The following is a 22,328-nucleotide window of genomic DNA, read 5'->3' on the forward strand; positions in this document are numbered from 1 at the left end:
CCCGACCATCATTTTCTTGTTAGAAGATTTCCTTAGCCAGGGCCCTGAGGTTCTCCACTCCCTCCGGTGCATGGTCGAGCAGGGGCACCAAGAACAGAGGCACCTTGAACATGGGGCCGATTTCCCGCAAGTACTTCATCTGCTGCTCTCTCCTGCTCTCGAAGAACGCATTGCGGCCGTACTCCTTGGGCAGGATATAGTTCACTCCTACCAGCGCGGTCTCGATACCCACCTGCTTCCTCAACTCCTGTGACGCCCGCCATGCTTCGATGATCGGTGTATACTCGGGATAGACGACGAAAACGAAGGTGCTCTTGTCCTTGGACTTCATCGTATCGATGACGCTCGCGTACTTGTTCCGCGTTTCATCGGAGGTCTTCTTGGCCAATGTGCCTAGGTCGATAAAACCCTTCCAATCAGAGGGCAGTTCGAGCAGCCTTAGGGTGTGGCCTGTGGGTGCGGTATCGAAGATCACAGCCTGGTATTCTTCCAGCTCGAAATAGCTCATGAACTTCTCGAAGGCGGACATCTCCTCGGCGCAGGGAGAGTTGAGGTCCTCCTCGACCGACTTCTGGACCTCCTCCGGTTGGTCCTTCACCGAATCGATTATTCTTTTTTTGTACTCATCAAGGGCCACCTTCTGGTCGATCCTGGCCACATCCAGGTTCTTGACCCCCTTTACCGGAGCGGGCGCCGACCCGACCTCCTGCTCGAATATTTCCTGGAGATGGGATGCGGGGTCGGTGGTGACGATGAGCGTTCTCAGCCCTTCGTCGGCGAGATACACGGACGTCGCGCAGGCCAGAGTGCTCTTGCCCACCCCTCCCTTCCCGGTGAAGAAGATGTATCTTGTGCCATTGGCGGGACGCAGCAGCTTTCGGACCGCGTTTAGGTCGCTCTTCACTATGGCCGAGGAGGCTCGTGCCTTTTCGGAGGCCTTATGCACCTGTACTTTCCGGCCATCGAACAGATAGGAAGCCACAGATTCCAAAGCGTCAACCCCGTTGATCTCGGTGTCCTGGAGGGGATACTGCAGTTCGTTGAGCACGAAATCGCTCTTGATCTCCTCCAGCATCGTGTCCTCTTCGGCCTTCTTCTTACGGAAGAAGGAATCAGTAGCCACATCAGCGGGAAGTACGCCATTGATGATCAGGAAGTTGGTCCTGATGCCCAGCTTGGAGAGCTCAACCATGCTCCGGTTGGTCTCGATAATCGATGACCTCTCCGGTTTAAGGACGAAAATGAATGAAGTCTTCGAGCCGTCTTGGAGGTATCCGATAGCCTTCTTGTACTTGGCCTTGGCTCCCTGCAATGAGGAACTCGGTCCGATGCACGTCGAACCACCCTTGTCCAGCTCAGTGGACCAGCTGCTAGGCAGCTCTAGCAGCCGGATGGTATGGCCGGTCGGTGCAGTGTCGAAGACGACTGCATCATACTTAGGATCGTCCATGAACTCGATGAAGCTGTCGAAGGCCGCCACCTCGTCAACGCATGGGCTCTTCAATTGCTCCATCATCGCGTCCAGGTTCTTCTGGTCCAGGATGCCCTTGAGGGGGGAGACCATCCGCTCCCGGTACTCTTGGGATGCGGCGTCCGGGTTGATCTCGACCGCATAGAGGTTAGGGACGTTGCTTATGGCCATGATGCGGTGCCCGATCTTCTGTCCGAAGATATCTCCAAGGTTCGGCGCGGGGTCAGTGGTCACGATGAGGGTCTTGTAGCCTTTGCGGGCTAGCCATACCGCAGTCGCGCAGCTCATGGTGCTCTTGCCCACCCCTCCCTTTCCACTGAAGAAGATGAACTTGGTCTTGCCGTTTTCTGGCTCAATCAATGTGTTCATTTAACTCACTCCATCGTGGATGATCGTGTTCATGATTTAGCCTCCAGCAGTTCATCTCATTGCGCAGCTAGGAGGGCTGACTTCATCTCGTCGTAAGTCATGTATCTCTCCTTGACGAGGATCTTCCCGTTCAGCACAGTTATCGGCAGGACGTCGGTTCCTTTCGTCTTAACTAGCTTGAGCACCTCAGGTTCTTCCAGATAGGCCTGAGCGTTGAAGGACATAGATGCTCTGATGATTTTCGCATCGGGGAACTCGGCCTGCAGCCTCCTGACGTCCTCGGTTAACTGGATGAGTGCCTTATCTGGCTCTGGACCACAGATGCCCGTGGAACAGCACAGCATCCCTTCATAAATAATCAGCTTCTTTGACATTTTCATCACCGAATATCCTCTTATGTGCCAATCCTCACCCTCTTCTTCTAGATGATCGGCATTCTCTGGCCTTCCCTTGGCTCAATCCCTCAAACGTGTTGGTTGTCCTAGGCGCGATTGTCATTTCAACAGATTTTGAAATATCGTTATGGCTAATAAACTTTGTCATTTCAAAAGTATCCGAATCGATGATCATACACACCGTTCTCATGATGTGGGGCTACGATTCGGGCAAGAGGAAGGGAGGTTTGTTGGTCAAACGGTTCTCCAACGTGAACAATGATCTCCGTGACCTGGTGGACGCGTCCGTCTATCTCATGTTGGTCGGTATCGGACCTAAGGCCGTAGCTGGCTCTCCACTAGACTCGCCACTCTGTTGACGTCTTCCTGATTTGGATTGAGCTGGTCGTAATCCTTTTTTATCCCCAGATTGGTGACGACCACCTGTAATGTGGGCTCGATGCCGGCATGCCTCAGGGTTTTGTAGGCGCACTGGGCGGCACAGCCGTCTAGGGATACGACCCGGTTGGCCTTTTTCGCCGAGGTGATGAAGCCCTGCCCGTGTGATCCAACTCCGGCTAGGCATGAGAATTTCCCCAATCCTCGGTTGACCAAGGACTTGGCTACCTCATTGGATATCTGCCCGACATTAGAGCCTCCGGAGCATGGATAGAACACGGCCCCCGTACCGGAGCATCCGCAGGTGGGATTAATCACCTTGATATCGGAGGCCGGCAGTGTTCCCTTGTCCTTCCCCACGGTCTCGATCATTTCCTTTATCTCTTCCACGCTGGGCACTCGACCCATCGACCGGATTTCGCCGTCGATAACCAGCCCGGGCGTCATCGTGATGCCCTTGCGTATGAGCATCTCGAAATCCTCCACTTTGAGGATCTGAGCTTCGATGCCCAATTCATCTACCGCCCTCTGGGCATTGTTCATGAGCCGCTCGCAGTTACTGCACCCCAGTCCGAAAACCTCAATTATCATGACTTAGCCCTCCGATGATATTCCTCCAACAGTGCCCTCTCGTACTCCGAACTTGCGTTCGAGGGCACATAGTTGAAGACTTTCACCTTCTCCAGCAATGCCTCTCCGATCTCGGCATCGCTCTGGAGCCCCATCGCCCTGATCTCGCTCATGACCTCTTCGAGCTGAGAAAGACCGATAGGGCTTCCGTTTATCATGAGCTGCTTTATCTTGCGTGCGGCTGCCTCCGCGCAACAAGGCTTGTCTTCCATATCTCGCACCTACAATTTGCTCGGTTTCTTACAACGACACGATTGCTAATGACGATTAGATATTTCAACATTATTTAAAATGATTCTTGCTATGAATTCTTGCCACCTTGGCCATTCTCAGCCATGGCTATGGCAAAAATGATATCACAGCTCTTTCACAATCCTCCCTTAGGCTTGCTTGCAGATGGAGGGTCCCATTGGAGTATACCCGTGCCACCACGCCGATTTCCTCCATCAGGATGGTGAGCTGGGGGCCCTGTGCCACAACATCCATGAAGCCTGCCTCCTCAAGTCTTCTGGCGAGAAGATCAAAATCAATGTTAATGCGCTCTCGCGGTAGCGCCTCATATTCTTCAATGTTCCGGCTGAGCCCACTCGTGCAAATCCTCGGGGAGTAATCCGGTCGTTTCCGTGGACTGTAGTCCCAATCGGTGCACCCATGTCCAGTCGCGAACTAGCCCCTTCCATGCCCCAACCCCTAAGATCCTTCTAGAGTCTCAACGAAAAGAGAGTAAGGCGTTTCCTAAAAAGGCCAGTAATCCGTTTCGGTCATCTGGGAGTTGGCAGGATTTCGTCCCTAATTCCCAGTGGAGAATCGTCGTTCTGGATGGGTCCATTTGTTGTGTTCGGGCAGACCCACCACTCTTTGTAGCCAGCACAGTCGTCATGCGGTCAATGAAGGGGGTTCCTTGGATCGCTCATAGGTTAAAAAAGTGGATGAAGGGGTTTGGCGCCTCTCTCGGAGGTCAATACCCTCCTGATTGAAGTGCGACGTTCGAGTACTGGCTAGATGACGGGACACATTCTGGGGGATCTACTAGATGGGACCAATACAAATGACCATCCTCAGCGCCCGGGCTTCCTATTTGGGGATCTCCTCCAGAAGCCGTTCTCAGTGACTTGGGACATAGTCGCGGTTCACCGCCCCAGTGACATGTGGGGATTCTACGGTCAGTTTGTGTCGCACTTCCCTGGATCGGAGTCAACACAGTTCTATTACATCTGCTACAACTCCCTGGCCGACCGCAATAACAACTACGATACATAAACCATAACCACGCAGAGGGTCGATTCCCTCTGCGCCTTCCTTTCAGCTCAAGGGAATGGCGAACATACCTGTTGATTCGGGGCAAATGCTCCTCTACCCGAATCTATGGGCGAAGGTCAATCTCTTAACCCAAGAGACACCATGCGATAGAGACTGACGTGAAGGGTCGCCGCGCAGACATGAGAGCATGCCAGAGCAAGAGAGCGCGGTTTGGCTTATTGGGCTGCACGACGCGGGCCAAGGCTGTCGAATGTGGCTGCCGAGGTTCCACATGTCGTTCCCTAGAATGGTGAATAGCTCATCGTGCCGAGCACGTAGATCGCAAACGGGATGATGATGTAGAGGATGCCCGTGGCCCCGCATACAACCAGAAACGCATCGTTGCCGGATGCCATCGAGCCGCGCCTTCGTTCGTCGACTGCTTCAATGGCTGCGAAGAAGAGGAACCAAACAGATGCAATCCATAGCGCGAATTCCGCAACCAGAACCAGCAGTCGCTCATCTTGGGTCCACATTCCACCAGTCAGATACGGGACGAGCAAGATGATTGCACCAGTGACGAAGAGCCCAATCGAAAGAAGGTACCTTCGATGTCTGACCTTCATAGTCTGCCATAAATGGATTGCTAATCTGATTAATGAAGATTTTGGGCCGTGTCCGCAAGTCCGATGAGGTCAATCGAATCGTTGTCCTCCCTGACCAATTTCACTGCCCGCCAGTTGACCGAGGCTTGACTGACACTAAGGCACTGACTTCCATGCCTTCAGGACGACGAGGACCGGGTCCCGCATCGACCTCCGGACCCCCTCAATCGTCGCCGCGATGACCAAGGCCTGCAGCGGCTCGCTGAGGCCGACTGGGTCCATGACGCCAATGCCGTCCTCGAGCTCGAGACTCCTTGTGAAAGGAACAGGCTCGAGCCCGGTCGGGATGAGGTCCATTGCGCGAGCAGCGTGTGAATCTCCTTGCCATGCCGTTGGCTTCTCGGGCCGTTCCCTGACACGTTGCAGCACCCGTCCGACCGAGCTCGCGTCCTTCGTCACGAGCTGAGCCGTAGGGCTCGAACATCAGGTTTCTCTCCTCGAGCGATGCCGCGAGGAGCACCTCAACGCAGCACCAGTCGACCACTCTTGGAAGAACGGGCCTGGCGGTCGCCCTGGATGTCGCTCTCGCCACTCTTGGCTCGGAAGGCGATCGCCCTCCGACCAGAGTGCCGAATCAGCGACTCAGGCGTCGTCGTCTTCCCGGAGAGCTGCGTGAGTCCAGTCGCGGTCAGGTGGTGCAGTGGGATCCATACCGGCTCACCGGTTCCGGACTCGTAGCCGAGGAGGACGGTGCTTTTGGAGTCACGGACGCACCAGCCTCGGCTGCCCGCAGCACAGACATACGACACGGCGATGGTTGCGACCGAACGAACGCCCGTCGATGAGCCAGTCGCTTCGATGGCACCAATGGCACTCCTCCTCGAACAACAGGCATAAAATGAGGCGGTCGAAGAACGGCGGCTCACCGCATCACCTTCTTCAGGTCCCCGGCCATCTCGTCGTTGATCGGGATTGAAGCGATATGTCCATCTCAAGCTAGAAAAATGGAAAGGGTTTGAGTGCTCGCAGTAAGTCAATCCCCGCAGATTGAAGCGTCGTGTCGGACATCTGGCTTGGAGAATGTCACATTCTGGGGAATGTGATCCAGACATTCCATTTGCTGATCAATAGGTTCACTCAAGCACCCTCTTCAAATGGTCCAAAACCCTCAGTTCTTCGGTCGACGTCGCCAGAGGACGAAGAACAGCACTGCCGCGATCGCTGCGATCACGACCACAGACACGACGATCAAAGAGGGGAACATCTCGACGAAGGCATCATGCGCGTTCTCGGCGTTGAGGCCGAAGGCCGCCCTCTCCATCTGATGCGTTCCGGGAGTGACCCGGTCCGTGTTGTCGATGACCATGTGATAGCGTGTGCCGTCGCGCAGGCTCACCGTCTCATTGACAACCTGACCAGCCAAATGACATCCCGGGTCTCAGGTCGGGTTCTCCCAGCGCTTGAACGACTCGAACTGCTGATCGTCGAGCAGGAATAGGTCCAGCGAAGCGGTGGAGTACATAACGTATAGGCCGAAGTAGGCTGAAGCCTGTTTCTCGGTGACGAAGGTCGCCACCTCGCGGTAGGCGTCGGCGTTCAAGGTCACCGTTCCTGTGCGAGTGAGTTCAGCGCCGACCGCCGGCTGAGACGACGACGCCACGAGCAGAAGAACAAGAAGCGGCCCTGCCAACCCAGCAATCCAACATCCCTTCATCCTCACGGGTGGATTCAGCGGTTTGGCACAATAAAAGCATTTTGAATGCCTTAGAGGTGCCGCCCAATCGTCCAGAAAGCGGCTCCCACGGCCAATAGAGGAACGGAGATCTCCCACCGCTGCAGCAATTCCAAGCCCGCGATCAGGGCGAGGATGATGCCCAGAACCCCCAACCACCCCGCTCGGCGATAGGCCTCGCGAGTGCGACTCAAGTGCGCGATGAACGGGCTGATGGCCAGGTAGACGACCACTAGGACGAGGACCCAGGACGCGAATTGCAAATAAGGTGCCACGGCCCCGACCAAGCTCTGTACCATCGTCCCTTTGGGGTCCAGGCCCAAGTAGGCCAGGACACCGCAGGCGAAAGCGCCCAGGAGCGGACCCCAGGACCTTCTCCACCTTCGGTACCGCCTGCGCGCCATCTCAGAACCCCGGCCCACGAGCGACTCCCGGGGATAATAATCTAGCATCACCGACGACCGGCGGAGGACCGCGAGCCAGCAACGGTCGGGAACCACCCCTGGAGAACACCAATAGTTATTTAAGGCGAACGACATTAGGGCGACTTACCTATAGGTGTTTGGAATGGTCGAGTTCAAGGCCGTTATCAATGATGTGAAGAACGGGAAATCCTACCAGGTGCCGGTCACAGGGCATCACGCCAACTCTCTCATCGGAAAGAAGATCGGGGATGTGGTGGACGGAATATTCGTAGGGCTACCTGGCTACAAGCTCACAATCACGGGGGGAAGCGACAAGGACGGCTTCCCCATGCGCAAGGACCTGCCTGGAGTCAAGAGGCGCAAGCTCTTGCTCACCCGGGGAATCGGTTTCAATAGCGATGAGAAGGGACTGCGCAAGCGCAAGTCGGTGCGGGGCAACGCCATTTCTCCGGAGACGTCACAGCTCAATTTCAAGGTCTCCGCTCCTGGCTCCAAGCCCATCGAGGATCTCATCAAGGTCGAGGAGAAGAAGAAGTGATGAGCGAGGACCGACAGCCCGAGATCAACATCGGCATGATCGGTCACGTCGACCACGGCAAGACGACTTTGACCAAGGCCCTGAGTGGGCAATGGACCGATCGTCATTCAGAAGAGATCAAGCGCGGCATCTCCATTAGGCTAGGCTACGCGGACGTCAATTTCTATAAATGCCAGCAGTGCGAAGGTTCGAGCGCCTACGTCAACCAACCTACCTGCCCCAACTGCGGCGGAGAGGCGGAGTTGCAGCGAGCCGTGTCCTTCGTGGATGCGCCGGGTCACGAGACTCTCATGGCCACCATGCTCTCTGGCGCGGCGATCATGAACGGTGCGCTACTGCTCGTGGCAGCCAACGAGAAATGCCCCCAGCCGCAGACGAAAGAGCACCTGATGGCGCTCAGCATCATCGGCGTGGACAAGATCATCATCGTGCAGAACAAGATCGACATCGTCACCAAGGAAGAGGCCCTGGCGAACTACAAGGAGATCAAGGAGTTCGTCAAGGGCACCATAGCGGAGAACGCCCCAATCATACCGGTTTCCGCAAATCACAACGTCAACATCGACAAGCTCATCGAGACCATCGAACAGATCATCCCAACGCCCAAGCACGACACCAAGAAGCCGGCCCGGATGTTCGTGGCCAGGTCCTTCGACATCAACAACCCGGGCTCACCGCCTGAGTCCCTCCGCGGTGGTGTGCTGGGAGGCTCCCTCATCCAAGGCAAGCTGGAGATCGGGGATGAGATCGAGATCGCCCCGGGCAGGAAGGTCGAAGCCGGTCGCGAGATTACCTGGGAGAAGATCACCACCAAGGTGGAATCGCTGCACGCTGGCGATGCGGACCTGGAGGTCATCAAACCGGGCGGGCTCATCGCCATAGGAACGAAGCTCGACCCCGCCATGACCAAGTCGGACGGACTGACGGGACGGGTAGTGGGCAAGCCTGGGACCTTGCCCCCGGTCCTGCACAAGTTCGTCATGACCACAAAGCTGCTGGAGCGGGTGGTCGGTGCGGCGGTGGACCTGGCGGTGGAGAACATCAAGACGAACGAGCCGCTCATGCTCAGTGTCGGGACCGCTACCACGGTAGGGGTGGTCACCAGCGCGCGCGTGGACGAGTCAGAGGTGGCATTGAAGATACCCGTCTGCGCGGAGAAGAATCAGCGGGTGGCCATCTCCCGCAAGATCCAGGGCAAGTGGCGGCTCATCGGCTACGGCATCATCAAGTGATCCAATCATGCAGAAGGTCGTTCTGGACACCAATGCGCTTCTCATGCCCTTCGAGTTCTCTCTGAACATCGATCACGAGCTGCAGCGTCTTCTCGGACAGTGCGAGGTCTATGTGCCCGGTCCGGTGATAGGCGAACTCAAGCGCTCGACCAGCAAGCATGCATCTGCGGCGCTCTCATTGGCTCGCAAGTACAACCTCTTTCACACCGAGAGACAGGGCGACGAGGGCGTCATGGAGGTGGCGGGGAAGCTGCAGGCGTTCGTGGTCACCAACGACGCTCTACTGCGCGCGAGAGTGCGCAAGCGCGGGCTGAAGGTCATCTTTCTAAGGTCCGGGAACCACCTGGCATTTGACGGGGACTACTGATCAGATCAGAGGTCGAGGCGGGTCCTCGGGACCGCTGGCCTTGTTCACCCCGGTCTGCCGCATCCGCTCCTCCAGGATGGACTTGCCCGTTTCACTGGCTGCGTAGACGGGCACCTTGGTCCCAGCCTGTAGAAGTGCACGGCGCTTCGCCTCTTCCCGCACCCAATAGGAAGCGCAGCCGGAGACGATGTCGCACGTCTGGAAGAAGGCGCGGGCGTCCTTTTCATCCACGCCCGTGGTGTGGACCGCGAACAGCATCACATGGTCCGCGAACCCGTCCCGGATCATCTGGGCATCCTGGGCCTTGGCGACGGTCACCCCCACCCTACGATGACCGAGTCTGAAAGCCAGCTCGGTCCCGGCGAACTGATCGATCGTTCCTCTGTCAGGATCGAGGACGTTCTCCCTGCCCACCGTCTCAATGATCTCCAGGATGGGGGTGGTCTCCATCGTGCCTGACATCCGTCCACCTATCCCTTGGATGAGCTCTGGGTCGGTGACGATCACGGTTCCAGCGCCCTCGCAGACCAGGACCGCCGCATCCAGCAGCTTCTGGGAAACGCACATGGCCAATAGTTCGGAGATGCCAAAGGAGAGGAAATCGGCCATGCGCATCTTGCGCGAAGGCATGCATAACCCGAAGTCCTTGATGCGGAATTCTATGTTCTCTCTGACCACGTCGGAAGTTATCGTCTCAATGCCGCGGTGCTTGAGGAAAAGCGGGCAATAGGAGACCTGGGGTCTTCCCACGAACGTCACTTTCCCATTCTCGATGACGACCTTCGTTCGACCCAATGCCTCGATCACGTGCTTGTCCTTCATCGCTCTCATCGGCGAATCAAGATGCACTAGATAAAAAGGATTGGAGGAATCATTCGCGGGACGAAGGCGATAACGAAGGGACTACCTACCACTTCGCCACCTAGTTACTCAGGAAGTAGTTATATATCGTCGCGCTGATTCCTCTAGCCACGGGTCTGGAAGCTCTTTCAACGGCCATCCAGATGTGAGGGGAGAGTTTGGCGCAGGACACCGACGACAAGCTCGTATTGGCGCTGCGGAAGATCGCGCTCTTGGGGGGCATGCACGACTACGTGTCCATATCCTCCCGCGAGCTGGGCGACATGCTCAGGGTAAGCCAGCAATCGGCCTCCAAGCGCATCCTAGAGATGCTCAACGAAGGCTGGATCAGCCGGGACTTGGGAGCCCGCAAGCAGCGCATCAAGCTTACGGAGAGAGGCATCGAGGCCCTGAGGCAGGAGTATTCCGAGTATCAGCGCATCTTTGAACCGAGGGACCACCTGATCATCAAGGGCTCTGTGGTCACAGGCATGGGCGAGGGACAGTACTACGTCACCCAGGAAGGGTACCAGGAGCAGTTCCTGCATCGTCTGGGCTTCCGGCCGTTCGAGGGGACTCTGAACGTCCGTGTCGTTCCCACGGACCTGTACAAGTTGGATATCATCAGGAGGGGCGTGGGCATCCTGGTCCACGGTTTCGAACGGAACGGCAGGACCTTCGGGGACGTGGTCTGCCACCGAGCCAACTTCCAGAACCTGGAGTGCGCGGTGGTCGTGCCCAGCCGCTCGCATTACGAGGATATCATCGAGGTATTGTGCAAGTACCATCTCCGTCGCACCTTGAGCCTGAAGGACGGTGACCAGGTGGAAGTCCGAATATCCATGGCCTGATCAAGGCCTCTTCTTCAGAACATGCTCCACGGCCGATTGGAAGATGGCCTTGCCATCGCCCTCTCCGGATGGGTCAAGGCCGGAGCGAGTCCAGTCGGGATGGGTGTAGCGGTGGAACACCCTCTCCGGGTGCGGCATGAGGCCCATGACGTTCCCCGCGGGATTGCAGACACCCGCAATGCTCGATATCGAGCCGTTGGGAGTCCAAGGATAGCCGGCGTAGTTGCCGTTCGGGTCGACGTAGCGGAAGACCACCATATCCTCCTTCTCCAGTTCCTCCACCATTTTCATTTCCTTGGCCTGTTCGAACATCAACTTGCCCTCGGCATGGGCGCTGGGAAACATGACCACCTTGCCTTTGGGCAGGGAGGAGGTGAACACGCAGGACCCTCGGTTCTCGTGCTTGAGCAGCGTGGGAATGCATTCGAATCGCCCCGAGGAATTGGTGTACAGCGCGGCCTGAGGTTGCGCGCTCATGTTGGTACCGAACGCAGGAAGAAGGCCCAGCTCCACCAGTATCTGGAATCCGTTGCATATCCCTATGACCGGCCTTCCCGCATCAACGAAGGACCGGATGTCCTTGCTCAGCGAGGATCGCATACGGGCGGCGAAGATGGCCCCCGCCCGGACGTAGTCTCCGGCCGAGAATCCCCCTGGCAGAGCGAGAATGTCGTAGTCGTTCAGCTCCCGTCGCATCTCCTTCGGGCAGGAATGGATCAGCTGCTTCAGGTGCACTTTCTCCGGAATGGCGCCGACCTGTCGGAAAGCGGATGTGGTCTCCTCTTCGCAATTGGTGCCTTCGATCCGCAGCACGCACACCTTGACATCCCTCTTCTTCACCTTTCCTCACCCCAGCAGCTTCCACAGAGGTTCGGACCAGCTGCGCCTCAGCTCCCCGACCTCCACATCCACTAGGACGTCGTTGTCCTCGATCACCAGCACCTTCCCTCCCACGGTGCCGATGCGCGTGCAGGGAGCCTTCATCCGCTGCAGCCACTCGTCCTCCTTGCGCTTGTCGACCTCCACCAGCCATCGGGAATGCGATTCGGAGAATAGCTTGACGGTCGAGGGCAGGTCCTTGATCCCCTTCAGGTCCACGTTCGCTCCCAGGTCCCCGCCGATGCACATCTCTGCCAACGAGACCCCAAGCCCACCGTCTGAGAGGTCATGGCAGCTGCGCACCAGGCCGCGGTCCATGCAATCCAGCAGAGCGCTCATGGAACTGGCGAGCGAGGATGAGATCACTCCCGGCACCTCTCCTCCTTTTCCGCCGAGCAAGCGGAAGAAGGCCGAGCCCGCCATCTCCTGCTTCGTATCGCCCAGGAGATAGAGCGGTCCGCCTTCCTCCTTCAGGTCGGTGGTCACACACTTGCGGATGTCCGGCACGATGCCCACTCCGAGCACTGTGGCGGTCGGGAGGCAGGCGCCTCTCGCCGTCTCATTGTAGAAGCTGACGTTGCCGGAAGGCACGGCCAGGTTGAGGACCGATGCCACATCCCCGATGCCTCGCACCGCCTCCCGGAACTCACCCAGGCGCTCGGGCTTCTCCGGGTTGCCAAAGTTGAGGCAGTCGGTGAGCGAATGCGGCATCCCGCCCACGGCGGCGATGTTGCGGCAGGCCTCGTCCACCGATGCCTGCCCTCCCTTGTAGGGGTCGAGCGAAGTGAACCAGGGATTGACCCCCACTGCGATGGCCAACCCTCGCCAGGAGTTCTCCAGCGGCTTGATGACCGTGGCATCACCCGGACCTCGCATTCCCAGCTTGCCCTGGAGCGGCTTGATGACCGTGTTCCCTCGCACCTCGTGATCGTAGAGGCGGATGACCCATTCCTTGGAGGCGATGTTGGGGTCTGCGAGCAGCTTGAGCAACACCCCGGTCAGGTCGCGGGGAAGCTTGGGCATGACCTCCTCCACCAGCGAGGGAGGAGCCTGCAAGCAAGAAGGACGGCAGTATTCCGGACCTTTGGTCAGGAAATCCAGGTCCATCTCGAACACCCTCTTCCCATGGAAGTTCAAGCGCACCACTTGTTCCTTGATCACCCGACCTATGACGGTTGCGGGGACGTCCCAGAGCTCGAACACCTCCAGAATGGCCTTGACATTCTTCTCCGAGACGGCCAGCATCATTCGCTCCTGCGACTCGGATACCCAGATCTCCCAGGGTGCCAGACCGACCTCCTTCAGAGGTACTTTATCCAAAGAGACCTCCGCCCCGCACCCCCCTGATAGGGCGATCTCGCCCACGACGCAAGAAAGTCCCCCTCCACCTAGGTCCTTCATGCCATGCAACAGGCCACGCGAGTTCACCTCCAGGCAGGCGTGGATGAGCGGCTCCTTCATGATGGGGTCGCCCAGCTGCACGGCCCCTCGGGACTCTTCCTCGGAGGTTGCTTTCAGTTCCGCGGAGGCAAATGTGACACCGTGTATGCCGTCCCGGCCGGTCCTTCCCCCGACCAGGATGAGGACGTCCCCTACCCCCTTGACGGCGTTCCTCACTATGTCGGAGCGCTTGGCGATGCCCACGCAGCCCACGTTCACCAGGCAGTTGCCCACGTAGCGGTCGTCGAAGTACACGCCCCCGGCCACGGTGGGGATACCAATGCGGTTGCCGTAGTCGCGGATGCCCGCCACCACCCCACCGACCAGATACTTGGGGTGCTTGGTGCCCGCCGGAACCTCCCCTGAGTAGTCGATCGAACCGAAGAACAGCGGATCCACCAGTGCGATCGGCTGCGCTCCCATGCACAGCACGTCCCGCACTATGCCCCCTATCCCCGTGGCCGCTCCACCATAGGGCTCGATGGCCGAAGGGTGGTTGTGGCTCTCGATCCTCAAGGCGTAGGCGTGCTCCTCATCGAAGGCCATGACGCCCGCGTCCCCTTTCATCAGCACGTCTGGATGATGGATGTTGAAGATGTGATCGCGCAAAAAACGTTTGGATGATTTGTAGCAGCAGTGCTCGCTCCACGCCTGTCCGATGGACTGAAGCTCCACGTCGGTGGGCGCACGCATCTTGGCGGCGAAATAGCGCTGGACGCTCTTCATCTCCTCCAGGCTCAGACTCAAGGACAGAGCCTCGCTGATCTGCCTGAGCTGCTCATCGTTCGCCTCTCGGACCTCGATATCGAAAAGCTCGAAGTCCTCCGGGCGCCGGGTCATGAGAGCCTCGATCGCCATGGGCATCACCTGACGTGAATGTTGAACTTCTGGATCACCGGATTGGCCAGCAGCTTGCGGCACATCTCTTCCGCCTCTTTGCGGGCTTCCTCGGGCGTGGCGTCGAGCACTACCTCGAAGACCTTGACCGTCCGCACGCCCCCTATCCCCCTGAAGCCCAGCAGCTCCAGGGCCTTCTTGGTGTTCTGGCCCTCTGGGTCCGCCACCCCTGGCTTCAGTTCGATCCAAATCTCCGCCGTCACCATCCGCGCACCCATCTGTGGAATCTCGGAGTCGATACTTAACTGTTGGGCGTGTGGAAGGAGGACCAGGGATATTATCGGTCCTCCTCCCGATACGCACTTAGCCCATTCGAGAGAATACTGCTCTAGATGACATCAAGGGAACGCGATCCGATCCCATGGCTGTTGCAGGGAGACCCCTGGGTCAGGCTGCGTACTAGGCTCGATCTGATGCGGGCGAGGCCCGATTCGGTCGAAGTCCAGGAGGATCAAAGGGAGACACGGCGCGACCTGCGGATAATCGCCCTGGTCAAAGAGGTGAGCGCTCTTCCCTGGCCGCCGCTGACCAGTCACAAGAACGCATCTCATCCCATCCACAAGCTGACCTTCCTAGCGGACCTGGGTCTCAATGGCAGCGAGCTGGGATTGGACCGTCTGGCATCTCGACTGATCGGCAATGCCTCGGAGGAGGGTCCGCTGCAGGTGCCGATGTTGATATCCAAGTCGTATGGAGGGAGTGGCGGTCTGTCCTCCGCTTGGGCGCTCTGCGATGCCCCCACGCTCTCCTTCGCCCTATGTTCGTTGGGCTATTCCTCCCCTGTCCTGGAGAGAGCGAACGCCCATCTTATGGCCTTGGCGAGGGACAACGGCTGGCCGTGTGCGGTCTCCGCCAGTCTCAAGCCTTTCCACGGTCCAGGAAAGAAGAGTGATCCATGCCCATACGCGACCTTGGCGATGCTCAAGCTCGCTCTTTGCTCGGATAGCTCCCGCAATTCCTGCGAAGCTAAAACCGGAGCGAAGGCCATTCTTGATCTCTGGAAGCAAAGCCGAGAGCGACACCCCTACATGTTCTACATGGGCACCGATTTCAGGAAGATTAAGGTTCCATTCGTCTGGTACGACATTCTGCATGTGGCCGACGTGCTGAGCAGGTTCGACTTCTGTAGGGGGGATGATCGTCTCAGAGAGATGGTGGACATCATCGGCCGGAAGGCGGACCAGGAGAATAGGTTCACACCCGAGTCGATATGGACCGCCTGGAAGGATTGGGAGTTCGGGCAGAAGAAGGAACCTTCTCGGTGGCTTACCTTTCTGGCCATCCGCCTTCAGAAGCGTTTCGGTGGTCAATGAACTTGCCAGGGCGGCTCATCAGGCCAGATATCCAGCCTGAATGAAGTCCGAAATCACCTGGAGCGTCCCGCTGAGGATGAATTCGATCGCCACGGCCGCCAGCAGAAGACCCATGACCCTGGAGAAGGCCATGGCACCGCTCCTTCCCATGCGGCTGAAGATGCCCTCCGAGTAGACCAAGAGCACGTAGCTGAGGAAGGCGGTGGCGAAGATGGCTACGAACACCCATATGAAATCCAGGGTGTCGCCTGACTGGGCGGAGTAAGAGATGGCGATCATCACGGTGGTGATCGCCCCCGGACCGGCGAAAAGGGGGATGCCCAACGGTACTATTCCGATCTCCTCCTTGGCCATCATGTCCTCCTGGTCCTCATCGGTGATCTTGGTTTTGGACTTCTGGCCCTGCAGCATGGAGAAGGCGATGGTGAAGAGTAGCAGGCCACCTGCGATCTTGAACGCCGGAATGGTGATGCCGTAGACCATGAAGATGTACCGGCCGAAGAGACCGAACCCCGCCAGGACCGCGATCACCACCAGACAGATCTTGACTATGACCCGACGCTTGATCTCCTTGGGATAGCCTTCGGTGACAGCGACGAAGAACGGGATGTTCCCGATGGGATTGACGATGGCGAACACCGCAGCGAAGGTGGTGATGGCGAACTCCAGGCTCATGAACGGGCGCAAGGAGAAACGACCTAGTATTTATCCCTTAGCCGGACGCGGTGCTGTCTTGCGACCGAAGATGAGATAGCCAGTATGTCCGAGCATCTCGAAAGAAGGGCGGACGCCGCCTTCGTGCACCTCCATGGTGCGTTGCAGATTCTCCAGCGCCTCGATCTCCACATAGCCATGGGAGCGAAGCGCCTTGACCGCTTCCTCCATTTGGTTCACGTTGGGCACATAGGCGCACACCCTTCCGCCCGGGTTCAGATACCGTCCCAGATTCTCCAAGGCTTCCCAAGGCGCGGGCAGGTCCATGACCAGGGCATTGGCGCTCGCTTCCAGTTCGACCTGGCGCGCATCTCCGATGTGCAGCTGCCAGCGGTCGCTCTTTCCGGTCCGCTCCACGTTCTTTCGCGCCTTGGAGGCATGGTCCTCCCGTATCTCGATGGATATGACCATGCCCGTTGGACCGACGGCCGACAGGAGCGCGGTGGTCAGCGAACCTGAACCGACACCGGCCTCCACCACCACGTCCCCGCATTCGATGCCCAGGCGGAACGCGATTGTGGCCGCGTCCTTGGGCATGATGACCTGCGCCCCTATGTCCAGCGATTCCATGAACTCCGGTGCTCTGGGCGTGAGGAGGACGAACTCCCTTCCGGCCACGATCACCCTTTCCCCATCCGTCGAGGAAAGAAGTCGGGAGCAATCGATGACCCCCAGTCCCGGGACTTTGACCATGCCCTTGACTAGCTGGATGAAGTGCCTCTTGCCCTTTTCGTCCAGGAGATAGATGAGGTCGCCTTCGCGCATCGGAAGGCTATCCCCCACCAGGAAAAAAGGTTTGTGCCCGGTTACCTCAACTTCTTGCCGCACTTGGGGCAGCTGAAGTCATGCGCGGAGATGGCCGCGCCGCACTCCTGGCAGCGGGAGATGCCTTCCAACTGCTGCACCTGCTTCTCCGCCTTCTTCTCCTCTTTCGCCGAGGGGGGAGACTTCTCGTACTTGTACTGAGGGTCGGAATACTCTGGCTTAGGTGGATATATGTAGCCCGCCTTCTTCCTCTTGACCAGGAAGACGTAGAGGACCAGGCCCACAGGAGCGAACAAGAAAGCTACGATGATCCAGAGCGCCTTCATCTCCTTCGCTTTTCGCATGTCCAAGTACACGTACCCTGCGCAAGCCGCTCCTACCAGGAGCCAAACTACCAGTACCCAAATCAGCAGATCGAGCATCCCATCACTGTACATGAAGTGTCGCTTTCTTTATTAAAAGGTAGTGTGGCTGGCCGCCTAGGAGCGCTTGACCTCGTTCATGTACCATTCCATGACCTTGAGGAAGCCACCTATCGAACCTTCCTTGGCCAGCCGTTGCAGGCGCACCGCCCGCACCTTGTTGTGGTATTCTTCGGGAATGTCCAGTTCGGAGAACTTGTTCAGGCGGCGTAGCAGTTCCAATTTCTTCTCCCTAGATTCGAACGGCGACTTGAGATACTGGAAGTGAAGGTCCACGTTCCCGTCCGCCCGGATGGAGAAGAACCAATGCGCCGTGTCCTTATGCTTGAAATAGGGGGTGACGGTGGTGACGCCGTGGAACTCGCGCCACCATAGCTTCGTCCCCGCCTCCTCCGCCCAATCGAGCAGGGATTCCGCCGCCTGGACCGCGATCTTGGAGTTGGCGGCCTGCAGTTGGGTGTAGAAGATGAACTTCATGGACCGGTCGTCCTTTCCTGGGGAGATGTCCTCTCCCGGCAGTTCGTCAGCTAGTGATTCCGGCGGTCGGTCTCGTCGGTCCTCCGGCTGCTTCGTCTCCGCCAGCAGATCCTTGCTTTGCCGTTCCAGCGAGCCGATGCGCACCTCTCCTTTGTCCTTCGTCGATCGAGCACGCTCACCGGAAAGGGCCCCGATGCGCGCCTCCAATCGGTCTAGCTCCGCATTCCGGTTGCGCCACCAGTTGCGACTCCATATGCGGTCGATGTTCCAACCTCTCTCCTCCAGGAAGCGCTGCCGCACCACATCCCTCTCCCTTGCCGATCGGGCGGAATGGAAGGTGGCTCCATCGCACTCGATCCCCAGAATGTACCGCGATTCATCCGCCGGGTCCACCACCGCCAGATCGATGCGATAGCCGCTGAAGCCCACCCGTTCGTCCACCCGGTGCCCTCTGGCCTCCAGGGCCTCCTTCACCTGCATCTCCAGAGGCTTCTCCAGGTCCGAGAACACCATCGCCTCCTGAATGGAGCGGGGCGCGCTGTCCAGGCGGGCGAGCAGCTCCTGTACCTCTTGGTGCCTGGCCTCGGAGACGGCCTGGGCATAGCAGAGGTACTCCTTCAATCGCTTGGGGCCGAGGTTCTTCACTCCCTCCACCGGCAATGAGGACGGGTCGAAGGAAGCGACCATGATCACTCGCTCCCTGGCCCGGGTCACGGCCACGTTCAGCCGGTTCTCGCCCCCTTCCTGGTTCAGAGAGCCGAACTGCACTCGGAACTGGCCTTGAGCATCCGGTGCGTAACCCACGGAGAAGACGATTATGTCCCGCTCGTCTCCCTGTACGTTCTCGATGTTCTTTACGAACGGTCGGTCGTCCAGATTGCGCTCGCTCGACGTGGCCGCCGAGTACAAGCGCTCGAAATCCTGACTTTTAGACCGCCTTTCATCCACAAGATCCTCGATGAGGTCCCGCTGCGGCTCGTTGAAAGTGATGACGCCGATGGAGGGGAGCTTTCCCTTCCGCTCGCCATCCTGCAGCAGCGTGGCCATGACATCCACGATCTTCTTCGCCTCCGCTCGATTGGTCCTCTCGTCCCAGACGCCGGGGACGCGAACGAACTCGATCGGTGGCGAAGGGAAGGTCCTCTGCACGTTCGCGGCGATCTCCAGATTGCCGTCGTAGAAGGCATGGTTGGAGAAGTCGATCAACTCCTGGTAGCGGGAGCGGTAGTGCCAACTGAGGTAGCGGGGGGTGAAGATGCGCATGCTGAGCACCAGGAGGCTTTCCGCCTCGGTCACCTCATCCAGCTGTTCGTCCTCATCCTTGCTGCGGAACAGATCGAAAGGCCGCAATTGCTTCTCATCTCCGGCGATGACCACCCGCTTGCCGCGATAGATGGAGGGCAGGGCGCGCTCCACCGCCAGCTGGCTCGACTCGTCGAAGATGACCAGGTCGAAGAGCCCCCGTTTCAAGGGCAGGATATCGGATGCAGCTTCAGGAGAGACCAGCCAGCAGGGGCAGATGCGCATCATCTGGAAGGGGAACTCCTCCATCACCTTGCGAGCGGGCTTCACACGCCTTTTCTTGGTGAACTCGTTCAGGAGACGGTTCCAGTCGGTCTCCGGGCGCTTATTGGGATGGTGTTCCCCGGGCGGCAGCTGCGGTCGACGAGCATCGTCCAAGACCTTCAGCATCAGATGCTTGCGGAATAGCTCCCTCCTTCGGGTCAGGAGATCGTCCAGGCGCCATTTGAGCTCCAAGTAGCGGTGGAACGGATCACCGGTCAGCTGCTGGTTCTGCGATTCGATTTGGCCGACCCAGCGGGCGATGACCTCCTGTTCCAGGGTCCTTGCCCACGATCCCTCGGTTATCGGCAGGTTGCGGGCGCACATGTCCAGCACCTCCGCTCCCGTGGAATCGAGCGAACTCACCAGCCGGTCATGCTCTTGGATGGCATCGAACTCTGTCAAGGCCATGCGCATGGCCTCGAGCTTCCCTTTGAGCGCGTTGGGATCACGCTGCAGGTGGCGCATCTCTTCCGCTCCTTCGGGGCGAAGCCAGGACTGCAGGTCATGCATGGCGCTCAGGAGCTCCTGTCCTTGGTTGAGGGCCAGGCGCAGAGAAGCCATCTGGGCTAGGCGTGGGTCGTTGGGATAGAGCGAAGAGGTCCTTTGCATCATCCGGTTCGCCCTTCTCCACCTTCCGCTCAAGAAGCGGGTGAACTTGGGTTTCAGCCTTTCGTAGTCGTCCAGGCAGAGCAGGGTGCTGCGCTGCTCTTCCAAGGTGTCCAGGACCATGGTCGAGGGCAGGGCCAATGCCGTCATGCGCGACAGCGCGGCCTCCATATCGAAGCGCACGTTGGTGTCCAGAGCGGCGAACGAGCGGCGCTTGGCGATGACCGACGTGGGCGCGTCGTACTTCCAGTGTCCGATCTGCAGGTTGGGCAGTTTTTGCAGGAGGGTGCGGAGTGATTGTTTGGTGAGTCGGTTCGGCACGTTTCCAAGCCCTAGGCGAGGAAGATAACCAGGCATGGCCGCGGAGTAGAGCTCCTGGAGCCTCGCGCCGCCGAAGTACTCGGCCCACATGGGTTTGACGATGCCATTGAGCTCAGCGATCGTGTTATCGATCTGCGTGGACACATCCTCGAACTCCCTTTCCAGGCGTTCTTCGCGTCCAGGAGGATCGCCCTCCACCCGCTTGGCTAATGTGGCATAGGCCCCCGGCCGGTCCGCTCGGGCATCGTGCAGCAGCACGGCGGCGTCGGCCAGACCCGCTCTATCCAGGCGCTGGTATACCACATCCAAAGCGGCCCGCTTCTGGCACACCACTAGCACCTTCTCATCTTTGGCCAGGGCGTTAGTGATGAGGTTGACGATGACCTGTGACTTGCCCGTGCCCGGAGGTCCGCGCACGACGATGCATTCCGATCCCTGGGCTTCCAGGATGACCAGGTCCTGGCTGGAATCGGTGGGCAAGGCAAGATTGATTTCTCGATCGGGGACGGAGTCGATGTCGGCCTTCTTGGCCAGCTCCGTGCCCCCCGGCCTGAGGGCGGGCGCTTCCAGCAGATCGTCCACTATCCCCTGGTCCGCCTCTCCCGCCCCTGCTCGGGCGAGCATGTCCTCGTAATCGCGGAAAATGGCGGTCGAGCCCTGAGGGAAGGACCCGATGATGGGTATGCCCTCGAGGTGCAGTTTCTCTTCCTGCATCCTCGCCAGGTCCTCCGCAGTCATAGGCTGCAATGACCTGACGAACTCCCCTGCTTCGGCATCTCTCAGATCGAGACCGGCATGGCGGAGCAATCCTTGCATCCCCAGCAACAGGTGGCTCCCCACATCTTCCTTGGGAGCACCTTCGAGCAGGTCGTCGATCTGGTCCTGGACGTCTTCGGGGAGGGTGATACCGCATTCCTTTCTCAGAGCAGCCACGAGCGCTCGGTTCACCACCGGCTCCTCGTTCTCTAAGAAGTTGAGGTACCAACCGCAGAGGCCTTCGCGTCTGCGTTCCAGGACGATGGGGAATAGAATCAACGGTGCGCGGACAACGCTCTCCTTGCCAGCCTTGCCCACTAGGAAGGGAAAGCCGAGGTAGGTGTCCCGGACGCCCGTTTCTTCGAAGATGAGGCGCGAGGACCGTTCGAGCTGGATCAGGCTGGAGCGGACCGACTCCGCTTCCTCCGACTGGTCCGAGTCCCGCACCAAACAGGTCGGTCCACGGGTGCGCACCGCCTTCGCCAGCACATCCTCCACATAGTCCAGCTCCTCTCTCCAGAGCGAAGCCAGATCGAAGTTCCAGCGTTTCTCGATTCGCCTGAGAAGGATCGAGCGGTTCCGCCAATCCACGTGCAGCATCCTGTCGCGGTAGACCCGCAGACGCTCCGTGTAACGCGTCAGCTGCTCCGCGACCACTTGATTCCCATCCACCTTTGGAAGAAGCAGGAAGCCAGATATTAATGATTTCGAACTTGCGAATGTATTTCGGAACCGGGGGTGGCCTGGAACGACGATGTGCTCGGAATCCCGCCCCTCGATGGATTATCACCGAAGCGGTCAGAAGCGAGATCAGGTCGCTCAGGCCTTTTTGGCCTTCTTCTTGACCTTTGCCTTCGGCTTGGCCTTGGGCTTCTTGGCCACGGGCTTCTTCTTCGGTGGGGCCTTCTTCACGACCTTGCTCATGGGTGCCTCACAGCAAACGACCAAGCAATCATCGCAACCGCAGACCTCCTCGACCACGATCACCAGTCCACATTCCTCGCACTCGTACTTCTCACCCTTTTTCTTCTTCACCATCTGTCTCACCTCATGCGATCCGGCCGTTCTGACCGGTTCTGGATGATATGTATCACTGCGCA

At 58.6% G+C, this 22,328-nt stretch carries 23 protein-coding genes and 1 pseudogene; 5 read left to right on the top strand and 19 right to left on the bottom strand.

Annotated features, from left to right (window positions below):
• Positions 1–19 precede the first annotated feature (19 nt).
• The 10 genes and pseudogenes from NT137_03430 to NT137_03475 all read right to left on the bottom strand — a co-directional run bounded on the left by NT137_03430 (position 20) and on the right by NT137_03475 (position 7,223).
• Positions 20–982 (bottom strand): ArsA family ATPase, encoded by a 963-nt coding sequence (locus NT137_03430; GenBank protein MCX6652390.1) that lies wholly within the window; start codon positions 980–982, stop codon positions 20–22.
• A pseudogene (locus NT137_03435) lies at positions 977–1,813 on the bottom strand (ArsA family ATPase). The gene NT137_03430 and the pseudogene NT137_03435 overlap by 6 nt, the downstream one beginning before the upstream one ends.
• A gap of 83 nt (positions 1,814–1,896) precedes the next feature.
• Positions 1,897–2,214: an arsenic metallochaperone ArsD family protein gene (locus NT137_03440; protein ID MCX6652391.1), complete on the bottom strand. Its 318-nt coding sequence runs from the start codon at positions 2,212–2,214 to the stop codon at positions 1,897–1,899.
• A gap of 336 nt (positions 2,215–2,550) precedes the next feature.
• A complete protein-coding gene (locus tag NT137_03445; GenBank protein MCX6652392.1) occupies positions 2,551–3,204 on the bottom strand; it encodes an MTH895/ArsE family thioredoxin-like protein in 654 nt (217 codons plus the stop codon).
• Entirely contained in the window at positions 3,201–3,455 is a 255-nt protein-coding gene (locus NT137_03450; GenBank protein MCX6652393.1) for a hypothetical protein, read from the bottom strand. The genes NT137_03445 and NT137_03450 overlap by 4 nt, the downstream gene beginning before the upstream one ends.
• A 1,329-nt stretch (positions 3,456–4,784) precedes the next feature.
• The gene (locus NT137_03455) at positions 4,785–5,018 is read right to left on the bottom strand and encodes a hypothetical protein (GenBank protein ID MCX6652394.1); all 234 of its coding nucleotides are present in this window, start codon (positions 5,016–5,018) and stop codon (positions 4,785–4,787) included.
• 225 nt (positions 5,019–5,243) lie between these two features.
• Positions 5,244–5,444, bottom strand: a complete 201-nt coding sequence (locus NT137_03460) for a hypothetical protein (protein MCX6652395.1) — start codon at positions 5,442–5,444, stop codon at positions 5,244–5,246.
• Positions 5,445–6,255: 811 nt separating this feature from the next.
• Positions 6,256–6,510: a hypothetical protein gene (locus NT137_03465; GenBank protein MCX6652396.1), complete on the bottom strand. Its 255-nt coding sequence runs from the start codon at positions 6,508–6,510 to the stop codon at positions 6,256–6,258.
• A 15-nt stretch (positions 6,511–6,525) separates the two neighbouring features.
• Positions 6,526–6,801, bottom strand: coding sequence for a hypothetical protein (locus tag NT137_03470; GenBank protein MCX6652397.1), 276 nt, complete (start codon positions 6,799–6,801; stop codon positions 6,526–6,528).
• Between the two features lie 50 nt (positions 6,802–6,851).
• Positions 6,852–7,223 (bottom strand): hypothetical protein, encoded by a 372-nt coding sequence (locus NT137_03475; protein ID MCX6652398.1) that lies wholly within the window; start codon positions 7,221–7,223, stop codon positions 6,852–6,854.
• A 163-nt stretch (positions 7,224–7,386) separates the two neighbouring features.
• On the opposite strand from NT137_03475, the gene NT137_03480 reads away from it, so the two are divergent.
• From NT137_03480 to NT137_03490, 3 genes are read left to right on the top strand one after another with little or no spacing between them, the layout of a single operon-like run.
• Positions 7,387–7,782, top strand: a complete 396-nt coding sequence (locus tag NT137_03480) for a 30S ribosomal protein S6e (GenBank protein MCX6652399.1) — start codon at positions 7,387–7,389, stop codon at positions 7,780–7,782.
• Positions 7,782–9,014 (top strand): translation initiation factor IF-2 subunit gamma, encoded by a 1,233-nt coding sequence (locus NT137_03485; GenBank protein MCX6652400.1) that lies wholly within the window; start codon positions 7,782–7,784, stop codon positions 9,012–9,014. Before NT137_03480 ends, NT137_03485 begins: the two co-directional genes overlap by 1 nt.
• A 7-nt stretch (positions 9,015–9,021) precedes the next feature.
• Positions 9,022–9,381 carry a twitching motility protein PilT gene (locus tag NT137_03490; GenBank protein ID MCX6652401.1) on the top strand — a complete coding sequence of 120 codons (360 nt, stop codon included), beginning with the start codon at positions 9,022–9,024 and terminating at the stop codon, positions 9,379–9,381.
• Here the strand turns inward: NT137_03490 and NT137_03495 are convergent, their stop codons facing one another.
• A complete protein-coding gene (locus tag NT137_03495) occupies positions 9,382–10,212 on the bottom strand; it encodes a DUF2099 family protein (protein ID MCX6652402.1) in 831 nt (276 codons plus the stop codon).
• A 188-nt stretch (positions 10,213–10,400) separates the two neighbouring features.
• Here NT137_03495 and NT137_03500 point away from each other — a divergent pair, with 188 nt between their 5' ends.
• On the top strand, positions 10,401–11,072 hold the full coding sequence (locus NT137_03500) for a DUF120 domain-containing protein (protein MCX6652403.1): 672 nt from the start codon (positions 10,401–10,403) through the stop codon (positions 11,070–11,072).
• Here the strand turns inward: NT137_03500 and purQ are convergent, their stop codons facing one another.
• The 3 genes from purQ to purS are packed head-to-tail and all read right to left on the bottom strand — an operon-like array spanning position 11,073 to position 14,494.
• Entirely contained in the window at positions 11,073–11,912 is an 840-nt protein-coding gene (gene purQ, locus NT137_03505; protein ID MCX6652404.1) for a phosphoribosylformylglycinamidine synthase subunit PurQ, read from the bottom strand.
• 6 nt (positions 11,913–11,918) lie between these two features.
• A complete protein-coding gene (gene purL / locus NT137_03510; protein ID MCX6652405.1) occupies positions 11,919–14,249 on the bottom strand; it encodes a phosphoribosylformylglycinamidine synthase subunit PurL in 2,331 nt (776 codons plus the stop codon).
• Positions 14,250–14,254: 5 nt separating this feature from the next.
• Positions 14,255–14,494 (bottom strand): phosphoribosylformylglycinamidine synthase subunit PurS, encoded by a 240-nt coding sequence (purS, locus tag NT137_03515; GenBank protein MCX6652406.1) that lies wholly within the window; start codon positions 14,492–14,494, stop codon positions 14,255–14,257.
• A 126-nt stretch (positions 14,495–14,620) separates the two neighbouring features.
• Between purS and NT137_03520 the strand changes: the two genes are divergently transcribed.
• On the top strand, positions 14,621–15,601 hold the full coding sequence (locus NT137_03520; GenBank protein MCX6652407.1) for a hypothetical protein: 981 nt from the start codon (positions 14,621–14,623) through the stop codon (positions 15,599–15,601).
• Between the two features lie 18 nt (positions 15,602–15,619).
• Here the strand turns inward: NT137_03520 and NT137_03525 are convergent, their stop codons facing one another.
• The 5 genes from NT137_03525 to NT137_03545 all read right to left on the bottom strand — a co-directional run bounded on the left by NT137_03525 (position 15,620) and on the right by NT137_03545 (position 22,266).
• On the bottom strand, positions 15,620–16,276 hold the full coding sequence (locus tag NT137_03525; protein MCX6652408.1) for an NAAT family transporter: 657 nt from the start codon (positions 16,274–16,276) through the stop codon (positions 15,620–15,622).
• A gap of 30 nt (positions 16,277–16,306) precedes the next feature.
• A complete protein-coding gene (locus NT137_03530) occupies positions 16,307–17,080 on the bottom strand; it encodes a tRNA (adenine-N1)-methyltransferase (GenBank protein ID MCX6652409.1) in 774 nt (257 codons plus the stop codon).
• A 41-nt stretch (positions 17,081–17,121) separates the two neighbouring features.
• Positions 17,122–17,517, bottom strand: a complete 396-nt coding sequence (locus tag NT137_03535; protein MCX6652410.1) for a PLD nuclease N-terminal domain-containing protein — start codon at positions 17,515–17,517, stop codon at positions 17,122–17,124.
• Between the two features lie 42 nt (positions 17,518–17,559).
• Positions 17,560–21,900 carry an AAA domain-containing protein gene (locus NT137_03540; protein MCX6652411.1) on the bottom strand — a complete coding sequence of 1,447 codons (4,341 nt, stop codon included), beginning with the start codon at positions 21,898–21,900 and terminating at the stop codon, positions 17,560–17,562.
• A gap of 147 nt (positions 21,901–22,047) precedes the next feature.
• A complete protein-coding gene (locus NT137_03545; protein ID MCX6652412.1) occupies positions 22,048–22,266 on the bottom strand; it encodes a hypothetical protein in 219 nt (72 codons plus the stop codon).
• Positions 22,267–22,328 lie beyond the last annotated feature (62 nt).

This window comes from Methanomassiliicoccales archaeon (assembly GCA_026394375.1).
In the GTDB taxonomy this organism is placed as follows: domain Archaea; phylum Thermoplasmatota; class Thermoplasmata; order Methanomassiliicoccales; family UBA472; genus JAJRAL01.

Excerpts from the sequence above, each read along its gene's own strand:
- NT137_03440 (MCX6652391.1), bottom strand. The coding sequence starts at position 2,214 with ATGTCAAAGAAGCTGATTATTTATGAAGGGATGCTGTGCTGTTCCACG.
- NT137_03445 (MCX6652392.1), bottom strand. The coding sequence starts at position 3,204 with ATGATAATTGAGGTTTTCGGACTGGGGTGCAGTAACTGCGAGCGGCTC.
- NT137_03450 (MCX6652393.1), bottom strand. The coding sequence starts at position 3,455 with ATGGAAGACAAGCCTTGTTGCGCGGAGGCAGCCGCACGCAAGATAAAG.
- NT137_03455 (MCX6652394.1), bottom strand. The coding sequence starts at position 5,018 with ATGTGGACCCAAGATGAGCGACTGCTGGTTCTGGTTGCGGAATTCGCG.
- NT137_03460 (MCX6652395.1), bottom strand. The coding sequence starts at position 5,444 with ATGGACCTCATCCCGACCGGGCTCGAGCCTGTTCCTTTCACAAGGAGT.
- NT137_03470 (MCX6652397.1), bottom strand. The coding sequence starts at position 6,801 with ATGAAGGGATGTTGGATTGCTGGGTTGGCAGGGCCGCTTCTTGTTCTT.
- NT137_03475 (MCX6652398.1), bottom strand. The coding sequence starts at position 7,223 with ATGGCGCGCAGGCGGTACCGAAGGTGGAGAAGGTCCTGGGGTCCGCTC.
- NT137_03480 (MCX6652399.1), top strand. The coding sequence starts at position 7,387 with ATGGTCGAGTTCAAGGCCGTTATCAATGATGTGAAGAACGGGAAATCC.
- NT137_03485 (MCX6652400.1), top strand. The coding sequence starts at position 7,782 with ATGAGCGAGGACCGACAGCCCGAGATCAACATCGGCATGATCGGTCAC.
- NT137_03490 (MCX6652401.1), top strand. The coding sequence starts at position 9,022 with ATGCAGAAGGTCGTTCTGGACACCAATGCGCTTCTCATGCCCTTCGAG.
- NT137_03495 (MCX6652402.1), bottom strand. The coding sequence starts at position 10,212 with ATGAGAGCGATGAAGGACAAGCACGTGATCGAGGCATTGGGTCGAACG.
- purL (MCX6652405.1), bottom strand. The coding sequence starts at position 14,249 with ATGGCGATCGAGGCTCTCATGACCCGGCGCCCGGAGGACTTCGAGCTT.
- purS (MCX6652406.1), bottom strand. The coding sequence starts at position 14,494 with ATGGTGACGGCGGAGATTTGGATCGAACTGAAGCCAGGGGTGGCGGAC.
- NT137_03520 (MCX6652407.1), top strand. The coding sequence starts at position 14,621 with ATGACATCAAGGGAACGCGATCCGATCCCATGGCTGTTGCAGGGAGAC.
- NT137_03525 (MCX6652408.1), bottom strand. The coding sequence starts at position 16,276 with ATGAGCCTGGAGTTCGCCATCACCACCTTCGCTGCGGTGTTCGCCATC.
- NT137_03530 (MCX6652409.1), bottom strand. The coding sequence starts at position 17,080 with ATGCGCGAAGGCGACCTCATCTATCTCCTGGACGAAAAGGGCAAGAGG.
- NT137_03535 (MCX6652410.1), bottom strand. The coding sequence starts at position 17,517 with ATGTACAGTGATGGGATGCTCGATCTGCTGATTTGGGTACTGGTAGTT.
- NT137_03545 (MCX6652412.1), bottom strand. The coding sequence starts at position 22,266 with ATGGTGAAGAAGAAAAAGGGTGAGAAGTACGAGTGCGAGGAATGTGGA.